This is a genomic window from Candidatus Zixiibacteriota bacterium (genome assembly GCA_018820315.1).
In the GTDB taxonomy this organism is placed as follows: Bacteria; Zixibacteria; MSB-5A5; order JAABVY01; family JAHJOQ01; genus JAHJOQ01.
This window is the reverse complement of the sequence record JAHJOQ010000065.1, coordinates 21,783-44,140: the sequence shown is the minus strand read 5'-3', so window position 1 is coordinate 44,140 and position 22,358 is coordinate 21,783. Positions and strand designations below refer to the sequence as shown.

Annotated in this window: 20 protein-coding genes and 1 tRNA gene; 20 read left to right on the top strand and 1 reads right to left on the bottom strand. The window is 51.5% G+C overall.

What is annotated here, in order from left to right; translation table 11 throughout:
* The 18 genes from KKH67_06210 to KKH67_06125 all read left to right on the top strand — a co-directional run.
* The coding region (locus tag KKH67_06210) for a hydrogenase iron-sulfur subunit (GenBank protein MBU1318778.1) at positions 1–846 on the top strand (846 nt) is incomplete at its 5' end.
* Positions 847–1,328: 482 nt separating this feature from the next.
* Positions 1,329–2,543, top strand: coding sequence for a dissimilatory-type sulfite reductase subunit alpha (gene dsrA / locus KKH67_06205; protein ID MBU1318777.1), 1,215 nt, complete (start codon positions 1,329–1,331; stop codon positions 2,541–2,543).
* A gap of 45 nt (positions 2,544–2,588) precedes the next feature.
* The gene (gene dsrB, locus KKH67_06200; protein MBU1318776.1) at positions 2,589–3,662 is read left to right on the top strand and encodes a dissimilatory-type sulfite reductase subunit beta; all 1,074 of its coding nucleotides are present in this window, start codon (positions 2,589–2,591) and stop codon (positions 3,660–3,662) included.
* Between the two features lie 13 nt (positions 3,663–3,675).
* Positions 3,676–3,921 (top strand): hypothetical protein, encoded by a 246-nt coding sequence (locus tag KKH67_06195; protein MBU1318775.1) that lies wholly within the window; start codon positions 3,676–3,678, stop codon positions 3,919–3,921.
* Positions 3,922–3,944: 23 nt separating this feature from the next.
* Entirely contained in the window at positions 3,945–5,369 is a 1,425-nt protein-coding gene (gene cobB / locus KKH67_06190) for a hydrogenobyrinic acid a,c-diamide synthase (glutamine-hydrolyzing) (protein ID MBU1318774.1), read from the top strand.
* 285 nt (positions 5,370–5,654) lie between these two features.
* Positions 5,655–7,343, top strand: a complete 1,689-nt coding sequence (locus KKH67_06185) for an FAD-dependent oxidoreductase (protein MBU1318773.1) — start codon at positions 5,655–5,657, stop codon at positions 7,341–7,343.
* Between the two features lie 69 nt (positions 7,344–7,412).
* Positions 7,413–7,730 carry a TusE/DsrC/DsvC family sulfur relay protein gene (locus KKH67_06180; GenBank protein ID MBU1318772.1) on the top strand — a complete coding sequence of 106 codons (318 nt, stop codon included), beginning with the start codon at positions 7,413–7,415 and terminating at the stop codon, positions 7,728–7,730.
* 520 nt (positions 7,731–8,250) lie between these two features.
* Positions 8,251–8,823, top strand: a complete 573-nt coding sequence (locus tag KKH67_06175) for an RsbRD N-terminal domain-containing protein (protein MBU1318771.1) — start codon at positions 8,251–8,253, stop codon at positions 8,821–8,823.
* On the top strand, positions 8,820–9,821 hold the full coding sequence (gene dsrM, locus KKH67_06170; GenBank protein MBU1318770.1) for a sulfate reduction electron transfer complex DsrMKJOP subunit DsrM: 1,002 nt from the start codon (positions 8,820–8,822) through the stop codon (positions 9,819–9,821). The genes KKH67_06175 and dsrM overlap by 4 nt, the downstream gene beginning before the upstream one ends.
* A gap of 3 nt (positions 9,822–9,824) precedes the next feature.
* Entirely contained in the window at positions 9,825–11,444 is a 1,620-nt protein-coding gene (locus KKH67_06165) for a (Fe-S)-binding protein (GenBank protein MBU1318769.1), read from the top strand.
* On the top strand, positions 11,437–11,823 hold the full coding sequence (gene dsrJ, locus KKH67_06160; protein MBU1318768.1) for a sulfate reduction electron transfer complex DsrMKJOP subunit DsrJ: 387 nt from the start codon (positions 11,437–11,439) through the stop codon (positions 11,821–11,823). Before KKH67_06165 ends, dsrJ begins: the two co-directional genes overlap by 8 nt.
* The gene (locus tag KKH67_06155; protein MBU1318767.1) at positions 11,820–12,617 is read left to right on the top strand and encodes a 4Fe-4S dicluster domain-containing protein; all 798 of its coding nucleotides are present in this window, start codon (positions 11,820–11,822) and stop codon (positions 12,615–12,617) included. The genes dsrJ and KKH67_06155 overlap by 4 nt, the downstream gene beginning before the upstream one ends.
* A gap of 7 nt (positions 12,618–12,624) precedes the next feature.
* Positions 12,625–13,836: a polysulfide reductase NrfD gene (gene nrfD / locus KKH67_06150; protein ID MBU1318766.1), complete on the top strand. Its 1,212-nt coding sequence runs from the start codon at positions 12,625–12,627 to the stop codon at positions 13,834–13,836.
* 57 nt (positions 13,837–13,893) lie between these two features.
* Positions 13,894–15,576, top strand: coding sequence for an FAD-dependent oxidoreductase (locus tag KKH67_06145; protein MBU1318765.1), 1,683 nt, complete (start codon positions 13,894–13,896; stop codon positions 15,574–15,576).
* A gap of 39 nt (positions 15,577–15,615) precedes the next feature.
* Positions 15,616–16,830, top strand: coding sequence for a glutamyl-tRNA reductase (hemA, locus tag KKH67_06140; protein MBU1318764.1), 1,215 nt, complete (start codon positions 15,616–15,618; stop codon positions 16,828–16,830).
* A 24-nt stretch (positions 16,831–16,854) separates the two neighbouring features.
* Positions 16,855–17,499, top strand: coding sequence for a bifunctional precorrin-2 dehydrogenase/sirohydrochlorin ferrochelatase (locus KKH67_06135; GenBank protein ID MBU1318763.1), 645 nt, complete (start codon positions 16,855–16,857; stop codon positions 17,497–17,499).
* Positions 17,500–17,517: 18 nt separating this feature from the next.
* A complete protein-coding gene (gene cobA, locus KKH67_06130; GenBank protein MBU1318762.1) occupies positions 17,518–19,059 on the top strand; it encodes a uroporphyrinogen-III C-methyltransferase in 1,542 nt (513 codons plus the stop codon).
* Between the two features lie 47 nt (positions 19,060–19,106).
* Positions 19,107–19,343, top strand: coding sequence for a hypothetical protein (locus KKH67_06125; protein ID MBU1318761.1), 237 nt, complete (start codon positions 19,107–19,109; stop codon positions 19,341–19,343).
* 2 nt (positions 19,344–19,345) lie between these two features.
* Here KKH67_06125 and KKH67_06120 read toward each other — a convergent pair whose 3' ends face one another.
* The gene (locus KKH67_06120; protein MBU1318760.1) at positions 19,346–20,554 is read right to left on the bottom strand and encodes a 2,3-bisphosphoglycerate-independent phosphoglycerate mutase; all 1,209 of its coding nucleotides are present in this window, start codon (positions 20,552–20,554) and stop codon (positions 19,346–19,348) included.
* A gap of 254 nt (positions 20,555–20,808) precedes the next feature.
* Between KKH67_06120 and KKH67_06115 the strand changes: the two genes are divergently transcribed.
* Both KKH67_06115 and hisS read left to right on the top strand, forming a co-directional pair.
* Positions 20,809–20,882 (top strand) — tRNA-His (locus KKH67_06115).
* Between the two features lie 29 nt (positions 20,883–20,911).
* A complete protein-coding gene (gene hisS / locus KKH67_06110) occupies positions 20,912–22,348 on the top strand; it encodes a histidine--tRNA ligase (protein MBU1318759.1) in 1,437 nt (478 codons plus the stop codon).
* The last annotated feature ends 10 nt before the right edge of the window (positions 22,349–22,358 follow it).

Genomic DNA, 22,358 nt, shown 5'->3' with positions numbered 1-22,358 from the left:
GGTTATACGGATTCGCACTTCATTTGCTTCCCGTATGAGACAAGAAGAACCGCTATCTACGCAGCAGGAGCTACTCGTGCGCCGATGGATTTTGCATCAAGCATTAATGATGCCTACGGCGCCGCTCTGAAATCGATACAGGCTGTTGAAGCGATAGGCAGAGGCGCGGCTGTTCATCCCAGAGCTGGTGATTTGAGTTATCCGGAGTTCTTCATGCAGAGATGCACGCAGTGCAAACGCTGCACCGAGGAGTGCCCATTCGGTGCGCTCGATGAAGATGACAAGGGAACACCGTTGCCGAATCCGTTGCGTTGTCGCAGGTGCGGAATATGCATGGGCGCCTGTCCAGAGAGAATCATCTCGTTCAAGAACTACAGCGTGAATCAGATCTCACAGGTGATCAAGGCGATAAATGTCCCGGACGAATTCGACGAGAAGCCGAGAATTCTCGCGTTCGTATGCGAGAACGATGCGCTGCCTGCCGTTGACATGGTCGGCCTGAAGCGGATGCAGTATAATGCCATGCTGCGAATCATTCCGTTGCGCTGTCTCGGTTCGATGAATGTTGTGTGGGTCGGTGATGCCCTGGCGTCCGGGTTTGACGGCGTGATTCTAATTGGTTGCAAGAAGGGGGACGATTACCAATGTCATTTCGTCAAAGGTAGTGAATTGGCGAACACCCGAATGGAAAATGTTCAGGAGAAGCTGAAACAGCTTGTCCTCGAAGAAGAGCGGGTGGAGATTCACGAACTGGCGATCACTGACTACTACAAGATACCGAAGATATTCGATGATTTCCTTGAGGTGATCGAGTCTGTTGGACCTAATCCTTATAAGGGAATGTAAATCGGGATAGAATCTGTCTGAAGGTGTTTCAATCAGCCCCCGCAAGGGGGCTGATTAGAGTAAGTCAGAAGCCCACTGAGGCATCGCATTGGTGGTGCCAGTTTCAAAAGTACTACACGACTTGCCTAACAGAAGGAGGACGATTAAGGATCCGTAACAATCACATTCGAGGGGTACGTTACTACAACCTATTAATCTCTTGACAGTTAGAGGGGTGCGGTTGTAGAGCGGCGCATTCAGGGGGGAATCGGTCATGTTTAGACTTAATGAATTTTTTCACATTTTCTTCTTGACTACGGACCGAAATTGGTTTAATAAAGTATTGTCTTATAGCAACCTGCGACCGATTAGACTCGGGAGCGCCTGAGGCAAATCGGGTGCAGATGCATATATCACGATCGCAGAAGAAGAATGGGGTGATTCCATTCTCGGTGGCCAGGATGATAAAGGTTATACACTAATAAGCAATGTAAGGAGAGACAATGGCAGACGCATTACCTAAAACTCCGTTGCTCGACGAGCTTGAGAAGGGTGGGTGGCCAAGTTTCGTTTCGGAGATAAAGTCAGCCGCGAAGGACAACCCGATGGCCAAAGACTTGCTTGGCTTGCTCGAACGCTCCTACAAAGAGAAGATGGGCCATTGGAAGCATGGCGGAATCGTTGGTGTCATGGGTTATGGTGGTGGAGTTATCGGCCGTTATTCGGATCTTCCAGATGAATTCCCGAACGTGTCACACTTCCATACCATGCGTATAAATCAGCCGTCAGGTTGGTTCTACACTTCAGAAGCCTTGCGCAAGATATGCGATATCTGGGAGAAGCGCGGCTCTGGTCTTACCAACATGCATGGTTCCACCGGTGACATCATTCTGCTCGGGACTAAAACCGACCAGCTCGAACCGATATTTGCCGACCTTGCCAAGATCGACTTTGATATCGGCGGATCGGGCTCTGACGTCCGTACTCCGAGCTGTTGCTGCGGTATGGCGAGATGCGAATGGGCATGCTATGATACGATGAAGGCGTGCTACGATTTCACGATGGCGTTCCAGGATGAGATACATCGCCCGGCATTCCCTTACAAGTTCAAGTTCAAATTCTCCGGCTGCCCGAATGACTGTGTGGCGTCGATTGCTCGATCCGACATGTCAATCATTGGCACCTGGCGTGATTCAATCCAGATGGACAAAGCTGCCGTCACGGAGTACGCTGAGGCTGGAATGGATATCAAATCTGACGTAGTAGACAACTGCCCGGCCAAGTGTATGGAATGGGATGGCAAGGAGCTCAAGATTGAAAACAGCTATTGCCGCAGGTGCATGCATTGCATAAACGTAATGCCCAAGGCACTCCGTCCCGGTAAAGACCGTGGCGCAACGATCCTCCTCGGTTCCAAGGCTCCGATCGTTGAAGGTGCGCTGCTTTCATCCGTCCTGATACCGTTCATCAAGATGGAAGCCCCATACAAGGAACTGATGGGTATAGTCGAAAATATCTGGGATGTATGGAGTGAAGAAGGCAAGAACCGCGAGAGAGTCGGTGAGTTCATTCAGAGAGTCGGTCTCGGTAATTTCCTCGAAGCGATCGATCTTGAGCCTGTCGCAGAGATGGTCGCTCATCCGAGAGAAAATCCGTACATCTTCTACGAAGAGTATTTCGAAGATGATGGTGACGAAAGCGAAGAGGCAGAATCATAGCCACTTGTAATTCTGGATAATAACTTTTGGAGATAGAGGTATAACATGCCAGAGGAAAGAAGAACTGATTACGGGCCGCCGCATTACGAGCAGTTCTTGCCGCCTGTTATCAAGGAAAACTACGGCAAATGGAAATATCACGAATTGGTGAAGCCGGGCGTCATGGTTCACGTGTCCGAGACTGATGCCAAGCTGTTCACGGTGCGTGCCGCATCGGGCAGGCTAATCGCCGTCCACAAGATTCGTGCATACTGCGACCTCGCAGACAAATACTGTGATGGCTTTTTCAGATTCACAAGCCGCCACAATGTCGAATTCCTGCTGACTAAGTCAGAAAATATCGATCCGCTGATTAGTGATCTCGACAAGATGGGCCACCCGGTCGGCGGTATCGCAAATTCGATCTCGGCGATTGTCCACACTCAGGGCTGGGTGCACTGCCATTCGGCAGCCACCGATGCTTCGGGTGTTGTGAAAGCCGTTATGGACGATCTGCTCGAGTACTTCACGGAGACCAAGCTTCCCGGTAAGCTGAGAATTGCGCTCGCATGTTGCTTGAACATGTGTGGTGCCGTTCACTGCTCCGATATTGCTATCCTGGGCATCCACAGGCGCCCGCCGAAAATCGATCATGCGAGTCTGTACAAGATGTGCGAGATTCCGAACGTCAGCGCATCCTGCCCAACAGCGGCTATCAGACCAGCAACGGTTGACGGCAAGAACTCAGTTGAGGTTATTGAAGAGAGATGCATGTTCTGTGCCAACTGTTTCACCGTCTGTCCGTCGATGCCGATGGCAGATCCGCTGAACGACGGCGTTTCAATTTGGCTTGGTGGCAAGGTTTCGAATGCACGTCACGAGCCGATGTTCTCGAAGTTGGCGATACCATTTCTCCCGAATAATCCGCCACGGTGGCCGGAAGTCACCACTGCGATCAGAAGTCTCGTCGAACTGTGGGCAGCGAATGCTAAGAAGTACGAGAGAATGGGTGAGTGGATCGAGAGAATCGGATGGCCCAAATTCTTTAGGATGTCCGGTATCGAATTTCAGAAAGAGCATATTGACGATTTCAAGCATGCTGGTCTTACATTTAAGCGCTCGACGCATCTAACCTTTTAGAAGGGTGTGAGAAGTGGCCATAACAGTAGATGAACTCGCTGATGCGATGTTCAAGCTGGTGAAGGACGCGGGCAAACTTAAGAAGCTGAAAGCGATGGACCTTATCAAGTCGATGATCGAACTTCACGGTGATGTAGTCGACAAGAAGATGTGTAAGGAAGCCATCAAAGAGCTTATCAACTCTGGAAGATGCGTCTACACCTATTTCGGTGGAAGCTATATTGAGCTTCCACACAGGGAGGCCGCCGCCAACGATTAGATCGCGGTGTTCGGTTTTGCTCTATGCATGTCAGACTGCCGCGGCTCGTAGTTGCCGGCCTGTCCGGAGATTCTGGGAAGACGACGGTCAGCCTCTCAATCCTCACAGCTCTGCTGGAGAGAGGGCTGACTGCGTCAGTCTTCAAGAAAGGCCCTGACTTCATAGACTCGGCCTGGCTCGGGGCTGTCGGGAAAGCTACATGCCGAAACCTCGACACTTACATGGTCGATCCTGCGAAGGTGCTGGAACGTTTTGTTTCCAGCGCCGTCGGATCAGATATCGCGATTGTCGAAGGCAATCGCGGTCTGTTTGATGGCAAAGACCTCTCTGGGACTCATAGTACGTCGGAGCTCGCAAAACTGTTGCAGGCTCCGATCCTGCTGGTGGTCAATACCACGAAAATGACAAGAACGGTCGCAGCCATTGTCAATGGGCTGGTTTCCTTCGATCCGGGGGTCAGGATTGCAGGTGTCATATTGAATCGAGTCGCCGGAGAAAGGCATAAGAAGATTCTAACTGAATCGATAGAAGAATTCTGCCGGATCCCTGTACTCGGGGCTCTGCCAAGGCTCGGAGATGACTCATCAGTGATTCCGGGGAGGCATCTTGGTCTTGTTACGCCGGCGGAGTTCAGCGACGGCGACTCCCTGCACACGAAGCTCGCAGAGATTGCGGCGAAGTACATCGATATTGATGGCATAATTGAATTGACCTCCAAAGCTGATGACATGGAATCCCAAGATGACGCGAAGCAATCGGTGTCAGCAGGCGTGGCCCGCATAGGATATTTCAACGATTCTGTCTTTACATTTTACTACCCCGAGAATCTGGAAGCTCTGGAATCGAGCGGCGCTGAACTTGTTGGAGTCTCTTCACTTGATGATACGGCACTCCCGGATATCGATGCGCTCTACATTGGTGGTGGATTTCCGGAAACCCACGCTGAACGGCTCTGCTCGAACAAGTCGATGATGGTCTCTGTGAGGGATGCTGTGAACCTGGGGTTGCCTGTGTACGCAGAGTGTGGGGGACTTATTTATCTTTCGAGATCGCTGACTTGGCACGGAAAGAAATTCGAGATGGCTGGAGTGTTTCCTGTCGATCTCGAAATGCAGGCTAAGCCAGTAGGGCATGGGTATGCGCGGTGTCGAGTAGATCGGGAGAATCCCTTTCTGGAGATTGGCACCTTGATAAAGGGCCATGAATTCCATTATTCCGGAGCTCTCTCCGGGATAGGTGAAGTCGATACATGCCTCAGTATGCAGCGGGGAGTCGGACTGGGCGGCAATCGCGATGGGCTTATTTGTAAGTCGACTTTCGCGTGCTACACGCACATTCATGCTGATGGAGTTCCCAGTTGGTCTCGATCTGTGGTTGATGCAGCTTGCCGTTATCGCACTGATAGGAATGTCGTCGGGACAAGACAACTCGGAGGCTCATCCGGGTGATGCGCATGAATCTGACGTTGGTCACAGACCTGGATTTCGATGAAGATGAAATGTGTTGTCAACAGGAGCGAGATTGCTTAAATTACTTGATTGTTAAATATATCACAAGGTGTGGTATTGAATAAGACCTTTTGGAGAGAACATTAGAACAAACTCGGCCTATACGATGATTGAATGACCAGAGGCGACAGCGGAAGCTGGACCCGGCACTATTGCTCGGCGGACAGTACTGGCGGATTCGACCAGAATCATGGCGGAGTGCAACCATAACAAGAGAGTGACAACATGGCTAAAGTAGTTAGGAAAAAGAAAAAAGGTCTGGGGGGTCTCTCTCGTTCGTCGGGATCATCGAGTGTAGAAACCTCGCCATTGCGACCGAAGCTGATCGAGAAGATGCCGCCATGTATCTTCAATTGCCCCAATCACAATCAGATCAGAAAAATCCTGATGACGATTTCGAAGGCGGAAGAGTACGAGAAAACTTACGAGCAAGCTCTGGAAGAGGCCTTCTATATCTGGCTTGAGACCACTCCGTTTCCATCGACACTCGGCAGAGTGTGTCCTCATCCATGCGAATCAGAGTGCAATCGCAAGGCTCTTGAAGGCGCTGTCGGCATAAACAGCATGGAGAGGTTTATCGGTGACTGGGGACTCGAGAAGAAGCTCGCACCCAAGAAGCTGACTGACGAGAGAAGAACCGAGAAGATCGCAGTCATCGGCTCCGGCCCTGCAGGCATGTCTTGCGCTTACCACCTTGCTCGACGCGGCTATCCAGTGACTGTATTTGAGGCATTTCCCAAGACAGGCGGAATGCTGAGATATGGCATACCAGATTATCGCCTTCCGACAAACATCCTCGATGCAGAGATAAACCGTATACTCGATATGGGTGTCGAGCTCAAGCTCAGCACAATCGTTGGAAAAGATATCCAATACAGCGATTTGCAGAAGGAATTTAAGGCGATATTCATCGGGATCGGCGCGCATAAGGGGCTGCTGCTTCGAGTTGAAGGCGAAGATGCGGAGAATGTGTTCACCGGCACCGATTTCCTTCACAAGGTCAACGCGGGCCAGTCAGTATCTATCGGCGACAGTGTTGTCGTAATCGGTGGCGGAGACACCGCAATCGATGCCGCGCGAGTCGCGCGTCGTCTGGGTGCGAAATCCACTATTCTGTATCGCAGGACGCAGGCCGAGATGCCGGCCATCGACGAGGAGATAGAGGGTGCACTTGAGGAAGGTGTCAGAATCGATTTCCTTGCTGCTCCGATCGAAATCTACCGCAGCAACGGAACGGCCACAGGGATGAAATGCCAGCGGATGGAGCTCGGTGAGCCTGACTCATCCGGCAGACGGAGACCTGTTCCGATCGAGGGAGATACCTACGATCTCGAATTCACGACTCTGATAGCGGCTATCAGCCAGGAGCCCGACTTCACTGGTATCGAGAATCTCATTGAGGGACGCGACTGGATCAAGGTCGATGATAAGTTCAAGACCAAAGAAGATGGCATGTATTCCGGTGGTGACAATATCAATCTCGGCATAGCAATCGATGCCATATATCATGGCAGGAAAGCTGCCGCTGCCGTTCACGAGGCGATCACCGGCGAACCTGTACCCGCGGAGTATGGCGCGGATTTGAGCCAGATCAAGCCTGAGTTGATGCACATGGGGTACTATGCCGAGGCTCCGAGAGTCGAGTTGAATCACTTGAGTGTCGAAGAGCGTTTCAAAGCCCTGGATACGGAGATCACGTCGACGCTTTCGCAAGACGCCGCGATCGCTGAGGCAAAACGGTGCATGAGTTGCGGGGAGTGCTTCGACTGCGGCACATGCTGGAGTTTCTGTCAGGATAATGCGATTGTTAAGCCGCTCGCAAAAGGTGAACCGTACAAAATCAAGATGGAGTTCTGCAATGGTTGCAAGAAGTGTGAGGAGAACTGTCCTTGCGGCTATTTGGAGATGCACTGATAAAGCGAGTTTGCACAGTAGATTTGCATATAAGAATGCTGAACTAACGTAAATACGGAGGAATGAAAGATGGCACAACTCGAAGTTGGTGACTATCAGGTTGAGGTCGATGAGGACGGTTTCATTCAAGAGCCCGAAAAGTGGAATGAGGAAGTCGCCAAGGCGCTAGCCGTGACCGAAGGCGTCGATGCCATGACCGACGAGCATTGGCACCTCGTCAACTATCTTAGAGACTACTACCAGAAGTTCGGGATTGCTCCGATGATCCGCAAGCTCTGCAAAGAGACTGGATTCCCATTGAAGAAAGTCTACGAACTCTTCCCATCTGGACCGGCTAAAGGTGCCTGCAAAGTGGCTGGCCTTGCCAAGCCGACCGGCTGCGTGTAACACGCCGCATTCTATGACTTGAAAATCAGCCCGGAGCAAGTGAGCTTCGGGCTGACTCTATTATATCACTTCCGGTCGGGAAGGGTGGGCTCAGCGGACTGGTAGATCTAACATAAACGTATGAAAATCACCCAATGAAGCAGGACCCCTTCAAGGGCTAATGCACAGCGCCTGCCATGAATGCCCACAACTTATGCTGATTCTGAAAAAGGTAAAAATAACAGTTGACTATTCATCACAAAAGCATACTATCTATATAGCAGTAGCAGTTACTCTTACGACCTTTCTGTCGCGAATCACTGCTCTTCTATTTGTGTAAGGAGTTTCGTCTCTTGTGAAATAATGCGCAATCTTTCCTGACTGGATTGAGCGGCTGTCTGCACTTCACGATGAAGTGAACGTGAGACAGATGACAGTTGACTCCAGATTAGAGAAGTTGAGCGTGTTATTTTTTAGCTGAGTTTGTGAAATATGTAACATATTACAGTCCAGAGGCGGACTGAACGAGCGTCGAGGAGACATGCTGATAGATATCCTCAAAAAGAGAAGAAAAGCGGTTCTTGAAGACTGGCTCGACCGAACACTGGCCACTTATCCTCCTGACTCTGTAGATTTTTTCAAGAACCAGAAGAACAGGTTCTCGAACCCTGTGGGATTTACGATCGAGCGCGAGCTTGCCTTAATCTTCGAAGAGATCACAGGCGACATGGACGAGCAGAATCTCCGCGCCTCTGCTGAGTCATTGGTGAAGATCCGCGCAGTGCAGGACTTCAAGCCATCTGATGCCGTAGCATTCGTGTTCGAGTTGAAGAATGTAGTTCGTGCTTTCGCGATGGATCAGTCTTCCGACAAGCATCTGGCTGATGAATTGCATGACTTGGATACACGGATCGACAGATTTGCTCTTTATGCCTTTGATGCGTACATGCTCTGTCGCGAGACTATTTGCAAGATCAGAAACAGAGAAGCAACAATGGGAACGTTTTCGCCTCTGGAACGCCGGGCTAAAGCCTCGGATGATACGTGCGGTTCCGGAGCATCAGATAATGAAAATAATCCATCTGTGAAACGACATGAAGGGAGTGGTAGATGAGAGTCGTCTTTTCCTTCGTCGCAGTCATTCTGTTGATTCTTGCTGCCTGGATTGGAGTTGAATCGGCCGGACTCGGCTACCTTTTCGGGATCATCATCCCGTATGTAGCAATAGTCGCGTTCCTCGTCGGCGTGATCTACCGCGTGCTGAAGTGGGCGCGATCGCCGGTTCCATTTCGTATTCCCACAACCTGTGGCCAGCAGAAATCGCTGCCATGGATCAAGAGCAGCAAGCTGGACTGCCCTCACACGACGCTCGGCGTTATTGGAAGAATGGCGCTTGAAGTGCTTTTCTTCAGATCTCTGTTCAGGAACACCAAACTGGATCTGAAAGATGGTCCCAAGCTAGTTTACGGAGCGACAAAGCTTCTATGGTTCGGCGGGTTGATGTTTCATTGGTCGTTCCTGATCATCTTCGTACGCCACTTCAAGTTCTTTGCTGAACCGATTCCGTACTGGGTGCTCGGCCTTCAGAACTTCGATGGAATCTTTCAGGTAGGACTTCCGGTCATCTACATTACAGACATTCTGATACTTGCTGCCGTGACATTTCTGTTCGTGCGAAGAGTGATCGATCCGAAGCTGCGCTACATATCTCTTGCCGCCGACTATTTCCCGCTGTTCCTGATCTTCGGGATCGCCGCAACGGGAATTTTCATGCGGTATTTTTCCAAGGTGGATATTGTCTCCGTCAAGAAGCTTGCGATGGGGCTCATCAATTTTCACCCCGTCGACGCAACGGTTCTGAGTCAGATCGGTGAAGTGTTTTACATTCACGTGTTCCTGGTATCGGTATTGTTCATGTATTTCCCGCTGTCAAAGCTGATGCACATGGGAGGTGTCTTCATGAGTCCAACCAGGAATCTCGCGAACAACAACAGGATGAAGCGCCATGTGAATCCATGGGATTATCCGGTAAAAGTTCATACCTACGAGGAGTGGGAGGACGAATTCCGGGATGTGATGAAGGCGGCTGATATGCCACTGGAGAAGGAATAGACGATGGCTGAAGACACACCAAAACCTGAGCAGCTCATACAAATCGACTACGGCCCGCCCGACAAGGACTGGATGGAACCGTCGGTCAGGTTCCGTCGAGGATTTTACAACTATGGTGCTGTTCCCGCTAGCTCGAAGTATGTAGACTTTCCGTATCCGAGGAAATGGCAGCCTACTGACGATGACTGGCAGCTCCCCGATAACTGGAAGCAGATAATACTGGATGGTTTCAAGTCGCTGCTCGGCAAATATCGCACACTCAGGATTTTCATGGATACCTGTGTTAGATGCGGAGCCTGTGCCGACAAGTGCCACTACTTCATTGGATCGGGCGATCCCAAGAATATGCCTGTGTTGAGAGCGGAGCTGCTGAGATCAGTTTACAGGAATGATTTCACTGCCACAGGCAAGATTCTTGGCAAGTTCGCAGGCGCAAGAGAGTTGACGGTAGATGTGCTGAAGGAGTGGTTCTACTACTTTTTCCAATGCACGGAGTGCCGACGATGCTCGGTTTTTTGCCCTTACGGAATCGACACTGCCGAGATCACTATGATGGGGCGCGAGCTTCTCAATATGGTCGGCCTCAACATCGACTGGATCACGACACCCGTCGCGAATTGCTTCAGAACCGGCAACCATCTGGGTATTCAGCCTCACGGATTCAAAGACAGTATTGATTTCGCAGTCGATGAGTTGGAGGAACTGACCGGTGTCAAGGTCGAGGCTCCGATCAATAAGAAGGGTGCGGAAATACTCTTCGTTGCACCGTCAGCCGACTACTTCGCAACGCCGCATTACTACACTCTTCTCGGATATCTTGCACTGTTCCATGAGGTCGGTCTCGACTATACATGGAGTGCATATGCTTCCGAGGGAGGCAATTTCGGGCTGTTCCACTCTGCGGAAGCGATGAAGCGACTGAACAACAAGATCTATGCGGAAGCGAAGAGACTCGGCGTGAAGTGGATAATCGGCGGTGAGTGCGGGCACATGTGGCGCGTACTCCATCAGTATATGGATACATTGAATGGTCCTGCCGATTTTCTCGAGCAGCCGGTATCTCCGATCACCGGTACGAAATTCGAGAATGCGAAATCCACGAAGATGGTGCACATCTCGGAGTTCACTTCTGATCTAATCAAGAACGGCAAGATCACGCTTGATCCGAGCCGAAACGATCACCTCATTCCGACTTTCCATGACTCGTGCAATCCTGCGAGAGCGATGGGTCTTCTTGAAGAGCCGAGATACATAATCAACTCTGTGAGCAACAATTTCCACGAGATGCCAGAGAATACTATTCGTGAGCAGACTTTCTGTTGCGGAAGCGGCGCAGGCCTCGGAACCGACGAGAATCTCGAGATGAGACTGCGAGGCGGTCTGCCGAGAGCTAACGCTGTGAAATATGTTCATGAGAAGCATGGTGTGAACATACTGCTCTGCATGTGCGCGATCGATAAGGCGACTCTTCCAAGTCTGTTGGAATACTGGATTCCCGGTGTCGAGGTCGGCGGAGTTCACGAGCTTGTGGGTAATGCTCTAGTAATGAAGGGGGAGAAGCCAAGGGACACTGACCTGCGCGGCGAACCTTTCGCCGGGAAGGAGGGCAGCGAAGATGTATGATGGTGGGAAGATCATAATTGGATTGCTGATATTCCTCGCTCTCATATCTTTCCCGGTCTGGTATAATGTGGCAGCCGGAAGGGCTACATATCAACCCGATCCGAAGATAATTACATTGGAGAAGGAGTGTGTTGCTGCGACGGATTACATGAAGACAGACCATATGGATCTCCTCAACCAGTGGCGAGACCTGGTCGTGCGTCAGGACGTACGAGCCTACAAAGCGCAGTCTGGCAGGCTGTTTGAGATGAGCCTTTCGAATACATGTATGTCCTGTCATTCGAACAAGTCTGATTTCTGTGATCAGTGCCACAACTACATGGGGGTGCAGCCGTACTGCTGGGATTGTCATGTCGAGCCTAAGGAGGGTGTGAGATGAGCGTCGACAGGAGAATATTCTTGAAGGCCGCCGGACTCACCACCCTTACCGCTGCTGCAGGTGGGAAAGTGTTTGCGGGCGACGACCTCGCCAAGTCCTGGCTAAAAACAGGCGGTCTCAAGGCTGAGCGCTGGGCAATGGTCATCGATCTGAAGAAATGCCGTGAAGAGCATGGCTGTACGGCGTGTGTCGATGCCTGTCACCTCACGCACAATGTGCCGAAGATCGACAACCCAAAGCAGGAGATCAAGTGGATCTGGAAAGAGTCATTTGAGCACGCTTTCCATGAACAAGAACATGAGCTCACGCCCGATGAGGTGAAGCACTCGCCTGCGTTGGTGCTCTGTAACCATTGCAACAATCCGCCATGCGTCAGAGTGTGTCCCACGAAGGCAACATGGAAGCGGGAGCAGGACGGAATTGTCATGATGGATTGGCACCGCTGCATCGGCTGCCGATATTGCATCGTGGCTTGCCCCTATGGATCACGCAGCTTTAACTGGACGGACCCGAGAACTCATCTCAAGGAAATCCAGCCCGACTTCCCAACCCGCACGAAGGGCGTTGTCGAGAAATGCACTTTCTGTGAGGAGAGACTCTCCAAAGGCCAGTTGCCCGCCTGCGTGGAAGCCTGCGCTAAGCGATTCGCAGACAGGCCGGAGATCGCTCCAGCTCTCGCGTTCGGCGATATCGGAGATCCCAATTCTGAAGTGCGGAAGTTGTTGAGTTCAAATTATTCGATAAGACGCAAGCCAGGCCTCGGGACTGAACCTGAAGTCTATTACATAGTGTGAGGTTGGTATGATAGAAAAGGCACTAACAGGTGATAAGCGATACTGGGGATGGATAGCGTTCCTTCTCGTACTGATCGGCATTGGTACGATCAACTATCTCCGGCAATACGGTTACGGTCTTGGCCTCACCGGCCTCTCACGGGATGTTGCCTGGGGATTCTACATCGCCCAACTGACATTCCTCGTTGGAGTAGCGGCATCAGCAGTGATGGTCGTGCTTCCATACTACCTGCATGATTACAAAGCTTTCGGAAAGGTGACAATTCTCGGAGAATTTGTCGCCATCGGATCGGTAATCATGTGTGTTATGTTCGTATTCGTCGATCTCGGGCAGCCATTTCGGAGTCTGAACCTCCTTCTGTATCCCTCGCCGAATTCGCTGCTCTTCTGGGATACTGTAGCGCTAAGTGGGTACTTGGTGTTGAACGTTGTGATTAGCTGGTTCTCCATGGATGCCGAGCGGAAAGGTATCAAACCGCCCCGCTGGTTGAAGCCGATCATCTATCTCTCGATTCCGTGGGCGATCTCTATTCACACCGTGACGGCGTTTCTATATTCCGGTCTTTCAGCCAGACCATTCTGGATGACTGCTGTTCTCGCTCCGCGATTTCTTGCATCTGCGTTTGCAGCCGGTCCGGCACTGCTTGTAATACTCTGTCTGATTGTCAGAAATGTATCACGATTCGATCCGGGTGATAAGGCCATCAAGAATCTGGCGAGAATTGCGACCTATGGCATGATTGTCAATGTATTCCTGATTCTAATGGAAGTTTTCACTGCCGTCTATAGTGATATCCCTGAACATCTGTTGCACTTCAAGTATATGTTCGTCGGAATCGACGGCAACTCGAATCTTGTTCCGTGGATGTGGCTGTCATCGATACTGGCGATAGTGTCGCTGATACTGCTGATTCCTCCGAAGTCGCGCAACAATTTCAAAATTCTTTCTGTCGGATGCGTTCTGCTCTTTCTCTCGCTCTGGATTGACAAGGGTATGGCGATGGTTATTACCGGTTTCATACCATCTCCGCTCGGGACGATTACTCAATACTCACCAACATTCCCTGAACTGATGATTTCGATGGGGATTTACGCTCTCGGTGCGCTGATAATCACCATTCTATACAAAGTTGCTGTTTCGATCAGAGTTCGGGATCTCATGTCTGAGATCGTAGTGAAAAGAAAGATGGCGGCTGCCATTTCCAAGTCGTCTTCATAGACTGTAGATATTCGACTGCAACGGGGGTTGCCTTAGGGCAACCCCAAGGTTTTTAAAATGAGTGTTAATAGATCAGATTTTGTGATAATAGGCGGAGTCGCCACAGGTCCAAAGACTGCCGCTACGTTGGCGCGAAGGTTGCCCGATGTGAAGATTACGCTTTTTCAGAGAGAGAGTCTGGTATCGTATGCGACCTGTGGTATGCCATATTTTGCGTCGGGTGATATCGACAGCTTCCAGAAACTGACGGCGACCTCCTATGATGTGCAGCGTGACGCCGACTTTTTCAAGAACACAAAAGGCTTCGATGTTGTCACGGGTGCCCAGGTTATCCGTATTGACAGAGAAAAGAAGGTGACCGCTGTTAAGATGCTTGCCACTGGTGAAGTACTTGAGCACGCTTATGGAAAGCTTGTGATCGCCACCGGTGCGGCGCCGATGCAGCCTCCATTCCCCGTGGCGGAGAGTCCCAGGATCAGTTCGTTTACGAAGCCGGATGATGCAGTGGCATTCCGTGAAGCTGCCCAAACCGGGCAAGTCGGGAAAGTTGTGGTAGTCGGAGGTGGATTCATCGGATGCGAAGTTGTGGAAGCCGCAGCGGGACTCTGGGGTATCGAGACGGTGCTTGTCGAGAAAGAAAACCAGATTCTTCCATACGTGCTCGATCCCGAGATGGCAGCGATAGCCGAGCGCGAAATGATGCGGCAGGATGTCACGATCAAGACTGGTATGCAAGTCAAGCGCATTGATCTGGACGGCGACGGGAATCCGGTAGTCCTTCTGCAGAATGAAGAGAGCATCTCATGCGATTACGTTTTTCTTTGTCTCGGAGTCAGTCCCGAAACTTCGCTGGCACGTGATTGTGGTCTGAGAATAGGCGATCGGGGTGGTATCGTTGTCGACTCTCACATGCGCACAAGCGATCCGGATATATTTGCCGGGGGCGACTGTGTCGAATCCCATCATTTGATTACCGGCGCGCAGATATACATTCCGATGGGATCGTTGGCCAATCGCCACGGACGGGTGATAGCGGAAAATCTGGCCGGAAATCACGCTGAGTTTAAGGGTGTGGTTGGTGCGTTTCTTGTGAAGATATTTGATACAAACGTTGGTGCGGTTGGTCTTTCTCAGAAGGCTGCTGAGGCTGCCGGTTTTCGAGCTGAAGCGGTTTGGGGAGCCTTCCCAGACAAGCCTGACTACTATCCGGAGTTTGGTACTTTCAGCGTGAAGCTTGTTTACTCTTCCGATGATGAGAGGCTGCTGGGGTTGCAGGCTGTCGGCGCAGGTGACATTTGCAGGCGGATCGATGTGTTCTCGTCTTTCCTGCAGCGCAGGGCATCGGTTCATGATCTGCTGGCATTTGAGCATGGCTATGCGCCGCCATATTCCGAAGTGCTTGATCCGCTCCACCAGATGGCGGCTTTGGCAATCGCGCGAGAGAAGGGTCTGCAGATCGTCGGCCCGGCTGACAAGTCGGCCGATAACGTTGTATTTCTCGATGTTCGCGAGACAGAAGAATTCTCCTCGGAACCGTGGCCGGTATCGGGAAGTTGTACTCTGGTGAACATTCCTCTCGGTGAGCTGAGACTACGCATTGATGAGCTTGACAGAATCAGGGAAATTCGAATAGTCTGTCGGAGAGGACCAAGATCTTATCAGGCCTCACTCATTCTGAGGCATGCGGGCTTTGAAAATGTAACCATGATTGGTGGCGGCACACAGGCTTCGCTGTCGTAAACTGGATAATACAAGAAGCTAATTGGAGATGCTGACTCAATGGCAATGGCAAGCTGGAAACTGATAGTATGTGGTATCAGCCATAAGACTTCAGAGTTGACTGACAGAGAGCCGTTGCAGGTGGATCGCGATTCGATCGCCGAAGCAAATGCAATTCTCGGCAAGCTGCCGGGTGTGCTCGAATCAGTGATCGTGTCCACATGCAATCGAGTTGAATTCTACCTTGTCCTCGAGAAATCGGCAGAACCGGCAGACATCCTTCTCAGCTTCTATTCGCAGTTCAAGAATCAACACATCGCGGATGCTCTGGATAAGTTCTACACAATGAAGCGTCGTGAGGCGGCCGAGCACCTGTTTCGAGTGGTGGCAGGAGTGGATTCGATGATCATAGGCGAAAATCAGATTGTTGGGCAATTGAAGGACGCCTACAGCTCGTCCTGCTCGGTGAAGTCTGCCGGCAAGATTATCCATCGCCTGTTTCATCAGGCATTCCGCGTCGGCAAGGCAGTAAGATCGGACACCGAAATCGGCAAGGGAGCCTGCTCCGTCAGTGGCACGGCTGTAAGTCTCTTGAAATCAAAGATCGCAGCGAACACGAACCCTGCCGTCCTGTTTATCGGCGTCAATCAAATGATAGCCATAGCGGCTGCGGGTCTCTCAGGCGACGATCAGTGCAGATTCATGTTTGCAAATCGGACTCGGGAAAAGGCTGTTGCACTTGCTGAGAAGTTCGCTGCGTCCGCTCACACACTCGATGAACTGCCGGAGCTGCTCGGGCGCGCAGACGTTGTCGTGACTTGCACAAGCTCACCAGTACCGATCATCACGAAGGAGATGATGCGTGCCGCCGGTGTCGCCGGCAGTAGTCGCAGGCGGATTGTCATGGATCTGGCCGTCCCGAGAGATGTCGAATCAGATATCGATGAGCTTACTAATATCGAGATTCTCGATCTTGAAGACATCAGGAGATTCGTCGAACAGAATCAGAAGCAAGTCCTGGAATCCATTCCGGAGGCTGAGGCTATCATCGAGCGCAGGCTGGATGAGTTCATGTACTGGTACAGTCATGTGCTTCATGAGCCGCTGTACAACGGATTTGGTGATACATTCGAAGCGATCAGGCACGAGGAATTCGGGCCGGTCATCAAGAAGCTGAGTCCCGAAATGCAGTATGCTGTCGATAAGGCTTCGCGCCGACTGATCAACAGGCTGCTGGCGATGAAGGTCAGGGCGGAGACTGAACCGGAGAAGTAGAGAGACACAGAACGGAGAAAAGATATGACTTCAAAGTACATGCCGATAAACGTATCCCTCGAAGACTGCCGTGTCCTTGTAGTTGGTGGCGGTGGCATTGCCTTGAGAAAGATCGACAATCTCCTGGATTACAATTCAGACATTACAGTCGTTGCGCCCGAGGTCACCGACAAGATCGATTACTATGCCACATCCGGAAGAGTAAAGCTGGAGAAGCGCAATTATAATCCATCAGAAGCAGCGGATTATGGCTTGGTGATTTCCGCCTGCGATAATCGAGCGGTAAACGAACAAGTATTCGAGGACTGCAAATCTGCCGGTGTACTTGTAAATGTAGTCGACAATCCGGCGCTCTGCACGTTCATTTTTCCCGCCGTGGTCAAGCGGGAGCATCTGGCCGTGAGTGTGTCGACAGATGGCAAGGCGCCTTTTCTTGCCGGACATCTGCGCGGGATTCTCGACGACATTTTCCCCAAGCACTGGGGCAAAATATCCACGTACGCGCATACTTTTCGCAAGAAAGTGCAAGCTCGCTACAAAGACGATGCACAGAAGAGGCTGGAATGCTTCGAGAGATTTCTTTCCGCAGACTGGAATGCGATCATCAAGATGAAATCCCCGGACGAAATCGAGAGCGAGCTTAACGATATGCTTAACGATGACGAATGAGGCGAATCGGAAACCGGAATGAAGAAAGGCACAGTATATCTGATTGGTTCGGGACCGGGTGATCCTGAACTGATATCTCTGAAGGGATGGCGCTTGCTTCAGACCTGCGACGTCGTTTTCTACGATAATCTGGTCTCCGATGAGATCGTCGTCGCGTTGCCTGCCGGTCAGGAGAAGCATTATGTCGGCAAACGGGATGGCAAGCATATTATCCCGCAAGACGAAATCAACGAGCTTCTCGTCAAATCTGCCAATGAAGGAAAGAATGTCGCTCGTCTTAAGGGCAGTGACCCTTTGGTTTTCGGCAGAGGGGGTGAAGAGGCGAAATATCTCAGAAAGCATGGCATCGACTTCGAGATAATTCCGGGTATCACCGCAGGAGTAGGCGCTCCGGCGTATGTCGGCATCCCCTGCACTGATAGAGAGAAAGCATCCTTTGTGATATTTGTTACGGGACACAAGGCGAAGGATAAGGCTGTTTCTACGGTGCCATGGGAGTGGATCGCGAAAGCTGAGAATGGAACGATCATTATCTACATGGGCGTAAGCGAGATAGAAACAATCGCGACGAGGCTGATCAATTTTGGAATGTCGCCAGACAAACCATCCGCTGTTATCGAGAGGGGCACTCTACCGAGCCAGCGATACTTCAGCGCTGCATTGAAGGACCTGCCTGCCGTCGTCAAGAAGCATCATGTCAGATCGCCCTCGATTTTCGTGATAGGTGAGGTGGTTGATCTGCAGCCGTGTCTCTCGTGGGTGAAACAGAGACCACTTTTGGGCAAGCGTGTGATCGTTACTCGATCTCCTGATCAGGCGCGCGACATGTACCAGAGCCTGAGGGAGCTCGGCGCCGAAGTGTTGCCGTATCCATCGATAACGACTTCCGACTATCATGATGACGATGCCTGGCAGAGATTTGCTGCCATCAGTAACAGCAACCGTTGGCTTGTATTTACCAGCGAAAATGGTGTGCGCTACTTCATGCAGCAGCTTATGGATAAGTTTGGCGATCTGCGGTGTTTGGCAGGGTACAGGATTGCTGCCGTAGGAGGTGCGACTGCCGAGGCCATCGCCAATTGGCATATCAGAGTCGACTTCGTGCCCAAAGAGGCAACGGCGACGGCTTTCGCCAGAGAGTTGATTTCATCTCACGATCTAAAAGGCAGTGTTCTGGTTCGAGTGCGAGGTGGACTCGCTGGTGATACTGTGGAGTTGATGGCGACCGATGCCGGAGCGGAAGTCCTGCCGATCACCGTCTACGATACAGACCTCTGCAAGTGGCCTGAGGGATTCAAAGAGAAGCTGTTCGTATATCCGCCGGATGCAGCGATTTTCACCAGTGGTTCGACATTCAAGGGGGTGTTGGAAAATCTGACTCGTGAAGAGGCGCACGAACTCTTTGCTTCAGTACCGATATTCTCGATTGGACCATCAACGACCAAGATGATAGCATCGGAAGGCTTCGAGGTTGCAGTGGAATCCCGCATTCACACAATTCCCGCTATGATCGATGATCTGGTAACATACTTCGAGAAGAAAGAAAATCCCGGCCGATAGAGTTCGACCGGGAAATACTAATACTGTCACTGCAGTTCGAGACACCGGTGAGATTCAAACCATACAAAGAGCTGCGACTATCTGGGCTGCTCTGGCCGGAGGCGAGGCAGCGCTGGGCAAGTTCAGCGTACGCTACCTGCGAAGGGATGGGTAAAGGCCAGTTGATTCTGTTTGCCGACGATCCCACTTTTCGCGGGTACTTTCATGGTACAGCGCGTCTGTTGCTGAATGCAATCTTTCTCGGGCCGGGATTCGGGACGGCCATGCACGATGATCTCAGGTGAGACTACGCTCCGAATTTCGCGAGCTTGCCGGCGCATGAAAGCGCAATCGGCATCAGATTCACCAGCGGGAGCCTCCCGAGACCGCCGGTCTGGCATTCTATCTCCGAGAACCTCTCCGATTTGTCGCGTCTGACAAGCCTACTGTGCAGTAAGACCGGCGTCGGATGCCAACTGTGTGCTTTCATCGACCACGGTGTCGAATGGTCGCCTGTCACTATCAGGACATCAGGCTTCATCGCCATGATTCCCGGCACGATGACTTTGTCGACGTCCTCTATCACCTGTTTCTTCGATTCAAAATTACCATCCTCGCCATAAGAATCTGTCTTCTTGACATGCAGGAAGAAGAAAGTGAACTCTTTCCATTTGGACTTGAGAACGGCGATGGCATCGTCGAAGTCTGTGTAAGGCGGCTGTACGGTCATTCCGACGAGTGTCGCAAGCCCTCTGTACATCGGATACTCAGCAATCGCACATGCCTTCACGCCGAAGCGCTTCTGCATGGATGGAAGTTGCTTGAATCCGGAATAGCCGCGCAGTAGAATCATGTTTGCCTTTTCCTCATCCGAGAGGATTTGGCGCACCTGCTGCAGAATTTCCATCAGAACCTTGGAAGTGTGATCTGCCTCCGCTGCGAGCGGTTTCGGTTCACGTGTCGGCACGCCCGTTTGTTGCGGATCGGTGTCGGCTATTTGATCGGATAGATCATTGCCTCTGATAACGAGCAATCCCCGGTGCTGGCTCTCTGTTTCGAGGAAGAACTCAATGCCCGCAGGTGTACGGAGCTTGCTCTTGATCTTCTCACATATCCGCCTGTTTTCATCATCTGATATACGACCAGCTCTTCGGTCAGTGACATTGCCGTTGGAATCGAGCGTGCAGAAGTTGATACGGGCCGCCACATCCTTCTCGGTGAGATCAAAGCCTATCCCGAATGCAGATAGGATTCCGCGTCCGACATTATTTTCGACAGGATCGTATCCAAAAAGCCCAAGATGCGCCGGTCCCGAGCCCGGAGTGATACCTGGAGCGATCGGGTCAAATTGCCCCAGCACGCCCTCCGCGGCAAGTTTGTCAAGGTTCGGTGTGGTTGCCTCTTGCAGCGGCGTCCCGTGACCGCTGGCGGGGATATCTCCGAGGCCGTCCATCACGAGCATTACTATTCTTGAATCGCTCTCTACTGCAAGTTTCTCAATGAGATCAGGTTTCACTGCGCTTCCTTTCTCTATCAGCGGTTCTCACGGGAATTTAGGTGTAGAGCCTGCCATGTCAATTCAAAACTCTGCTCCCTGACGGACAATGATTTCAATATCGCTGATTTAAGCCGGTCCACGGATCAGATTTTTGTGTTGCCAACTTCGCATAAATGGCTTATTATCTCGTTTTGCGTGCCGGTGAGCACGTGACATCGTTTTGAATTCGGAACGAAACTTTGACCGGATCGTTCCGATGTTAATAGAGTAATGCTGGGGTAGCTCAGATGGCTAGAGCGCCTGACTGTGGATCAGGAGGTCGGGAGTTCGACCCTCCCCCCCAGTATTATGTTTTGTGGGCCGCCAGGGATTGCCATGTCTGACAAAGCGAAAAAAGTCCCAGCTAAGCTTCTGAAGGGTTTCAGGGACTATCCCCCGGAGGATGAGCTGACCCGGCAGGTTCTGATCGACAAAACCCGATCAGTATTTGAAAGGTATGGCTATCTTCCGCTGCAGACCCCTGCTCTTGAGTTCCTGACCACACTGTTCGGTGCCGACTACGGCAAGGAGAACAAGGAGCAAATATTCAATTTCATCGGTCCCGATGAGGTTGAGATGGGACTCAGGTTCGATCTCACTGCACCGTTAGCGAGGTTTGTCGCAGCCAATCGCGAACTGCCGACGCCATTTCGGCGATACCAGATCGCACCGGTCTGGCGTGTCGACAAGCCGGGTCCGGGGCGATTCAGAGAGTTTCTGCAGTTCGATATCGACATTGTTGGGACATCGCTCGTCGCTGCCGACGCTGAGATAATAGCTGTCATGGCCGAGACGATGAGTTGCCTCAAGATCGAGAATTTCGAAGTGCGATACTCAAATCGGAAGATCCTCAACGGTCTTGCTCAGTTTGCCGGAATCTCACCCGAAACTGCTCCGGACGTATTCCGGGTTCTCGATAAGTTAGAAAAACAGGGACGTGATGCTGTCATCATGGAGCTTGGTCCGGGCAGAACAGACAAATCGGGCGACGTCATACCGGGGCTCGGTTTTCCCGATCCTCAGATTGCTTTGCTGGAGAAGTTCCTTGACATTGCGCAGGCAGCCGGATTGAGTCAGATCGATAATGCTGCGGATCTGCTCGGCGCGTCTGAGATGGCTGCAGACGGATTCGAGGAGCTGCGGGAGATTGGCCGCTACCTTGATGGGATGGGTGCCGATCCGGCGAAGGCGCGAGTTGATCTCACGATTGTCCGGGGCCTTGGATACTACACCGGTCCGGTATTCGAGACATACCTGCTCGATCTTCCCGATTACGGATCTGTATTCTCTGGTGGACGGTACGATCATCTTGTATCGCGATTCTCCGGCCAGCCGATGCCGGGCACGGGCTCTTCGATTGGAGTCGACAGACTGTTGGCAGCACTCCTGAAACTTGAGGCGCTTGAAGTCAGGAAAAGCTGTGCGGAGGTCATTGTTACCACCATGGACAAGGGAAGAATGGCCGACTACTTCGAAATGGCTTCTCAGCTTCGTAATGAAGGGTTCATGGTCGAGGTCTTCCTTGGGAATAATCGCAGAATCCCGAAACAGCTTCAGTACGCCGATAGGCTCGATATACCTGTCGCAGTGATTTGCGGCTCGGATGAGTTTGATAAGGGGCAGGTTACAATCAAGGACCTTGTAGCTGGTCGTGGACTATCGAAGGATGTTCAGGACAGAGCTGAGTGGCTCAAGGCTGAAGATGTCCAGGTCACAATTCCTCGCGGCGACATGATCTCGCACATTCGCTCTCTGCTAAACCGAAACAAATAGCCAGACAATC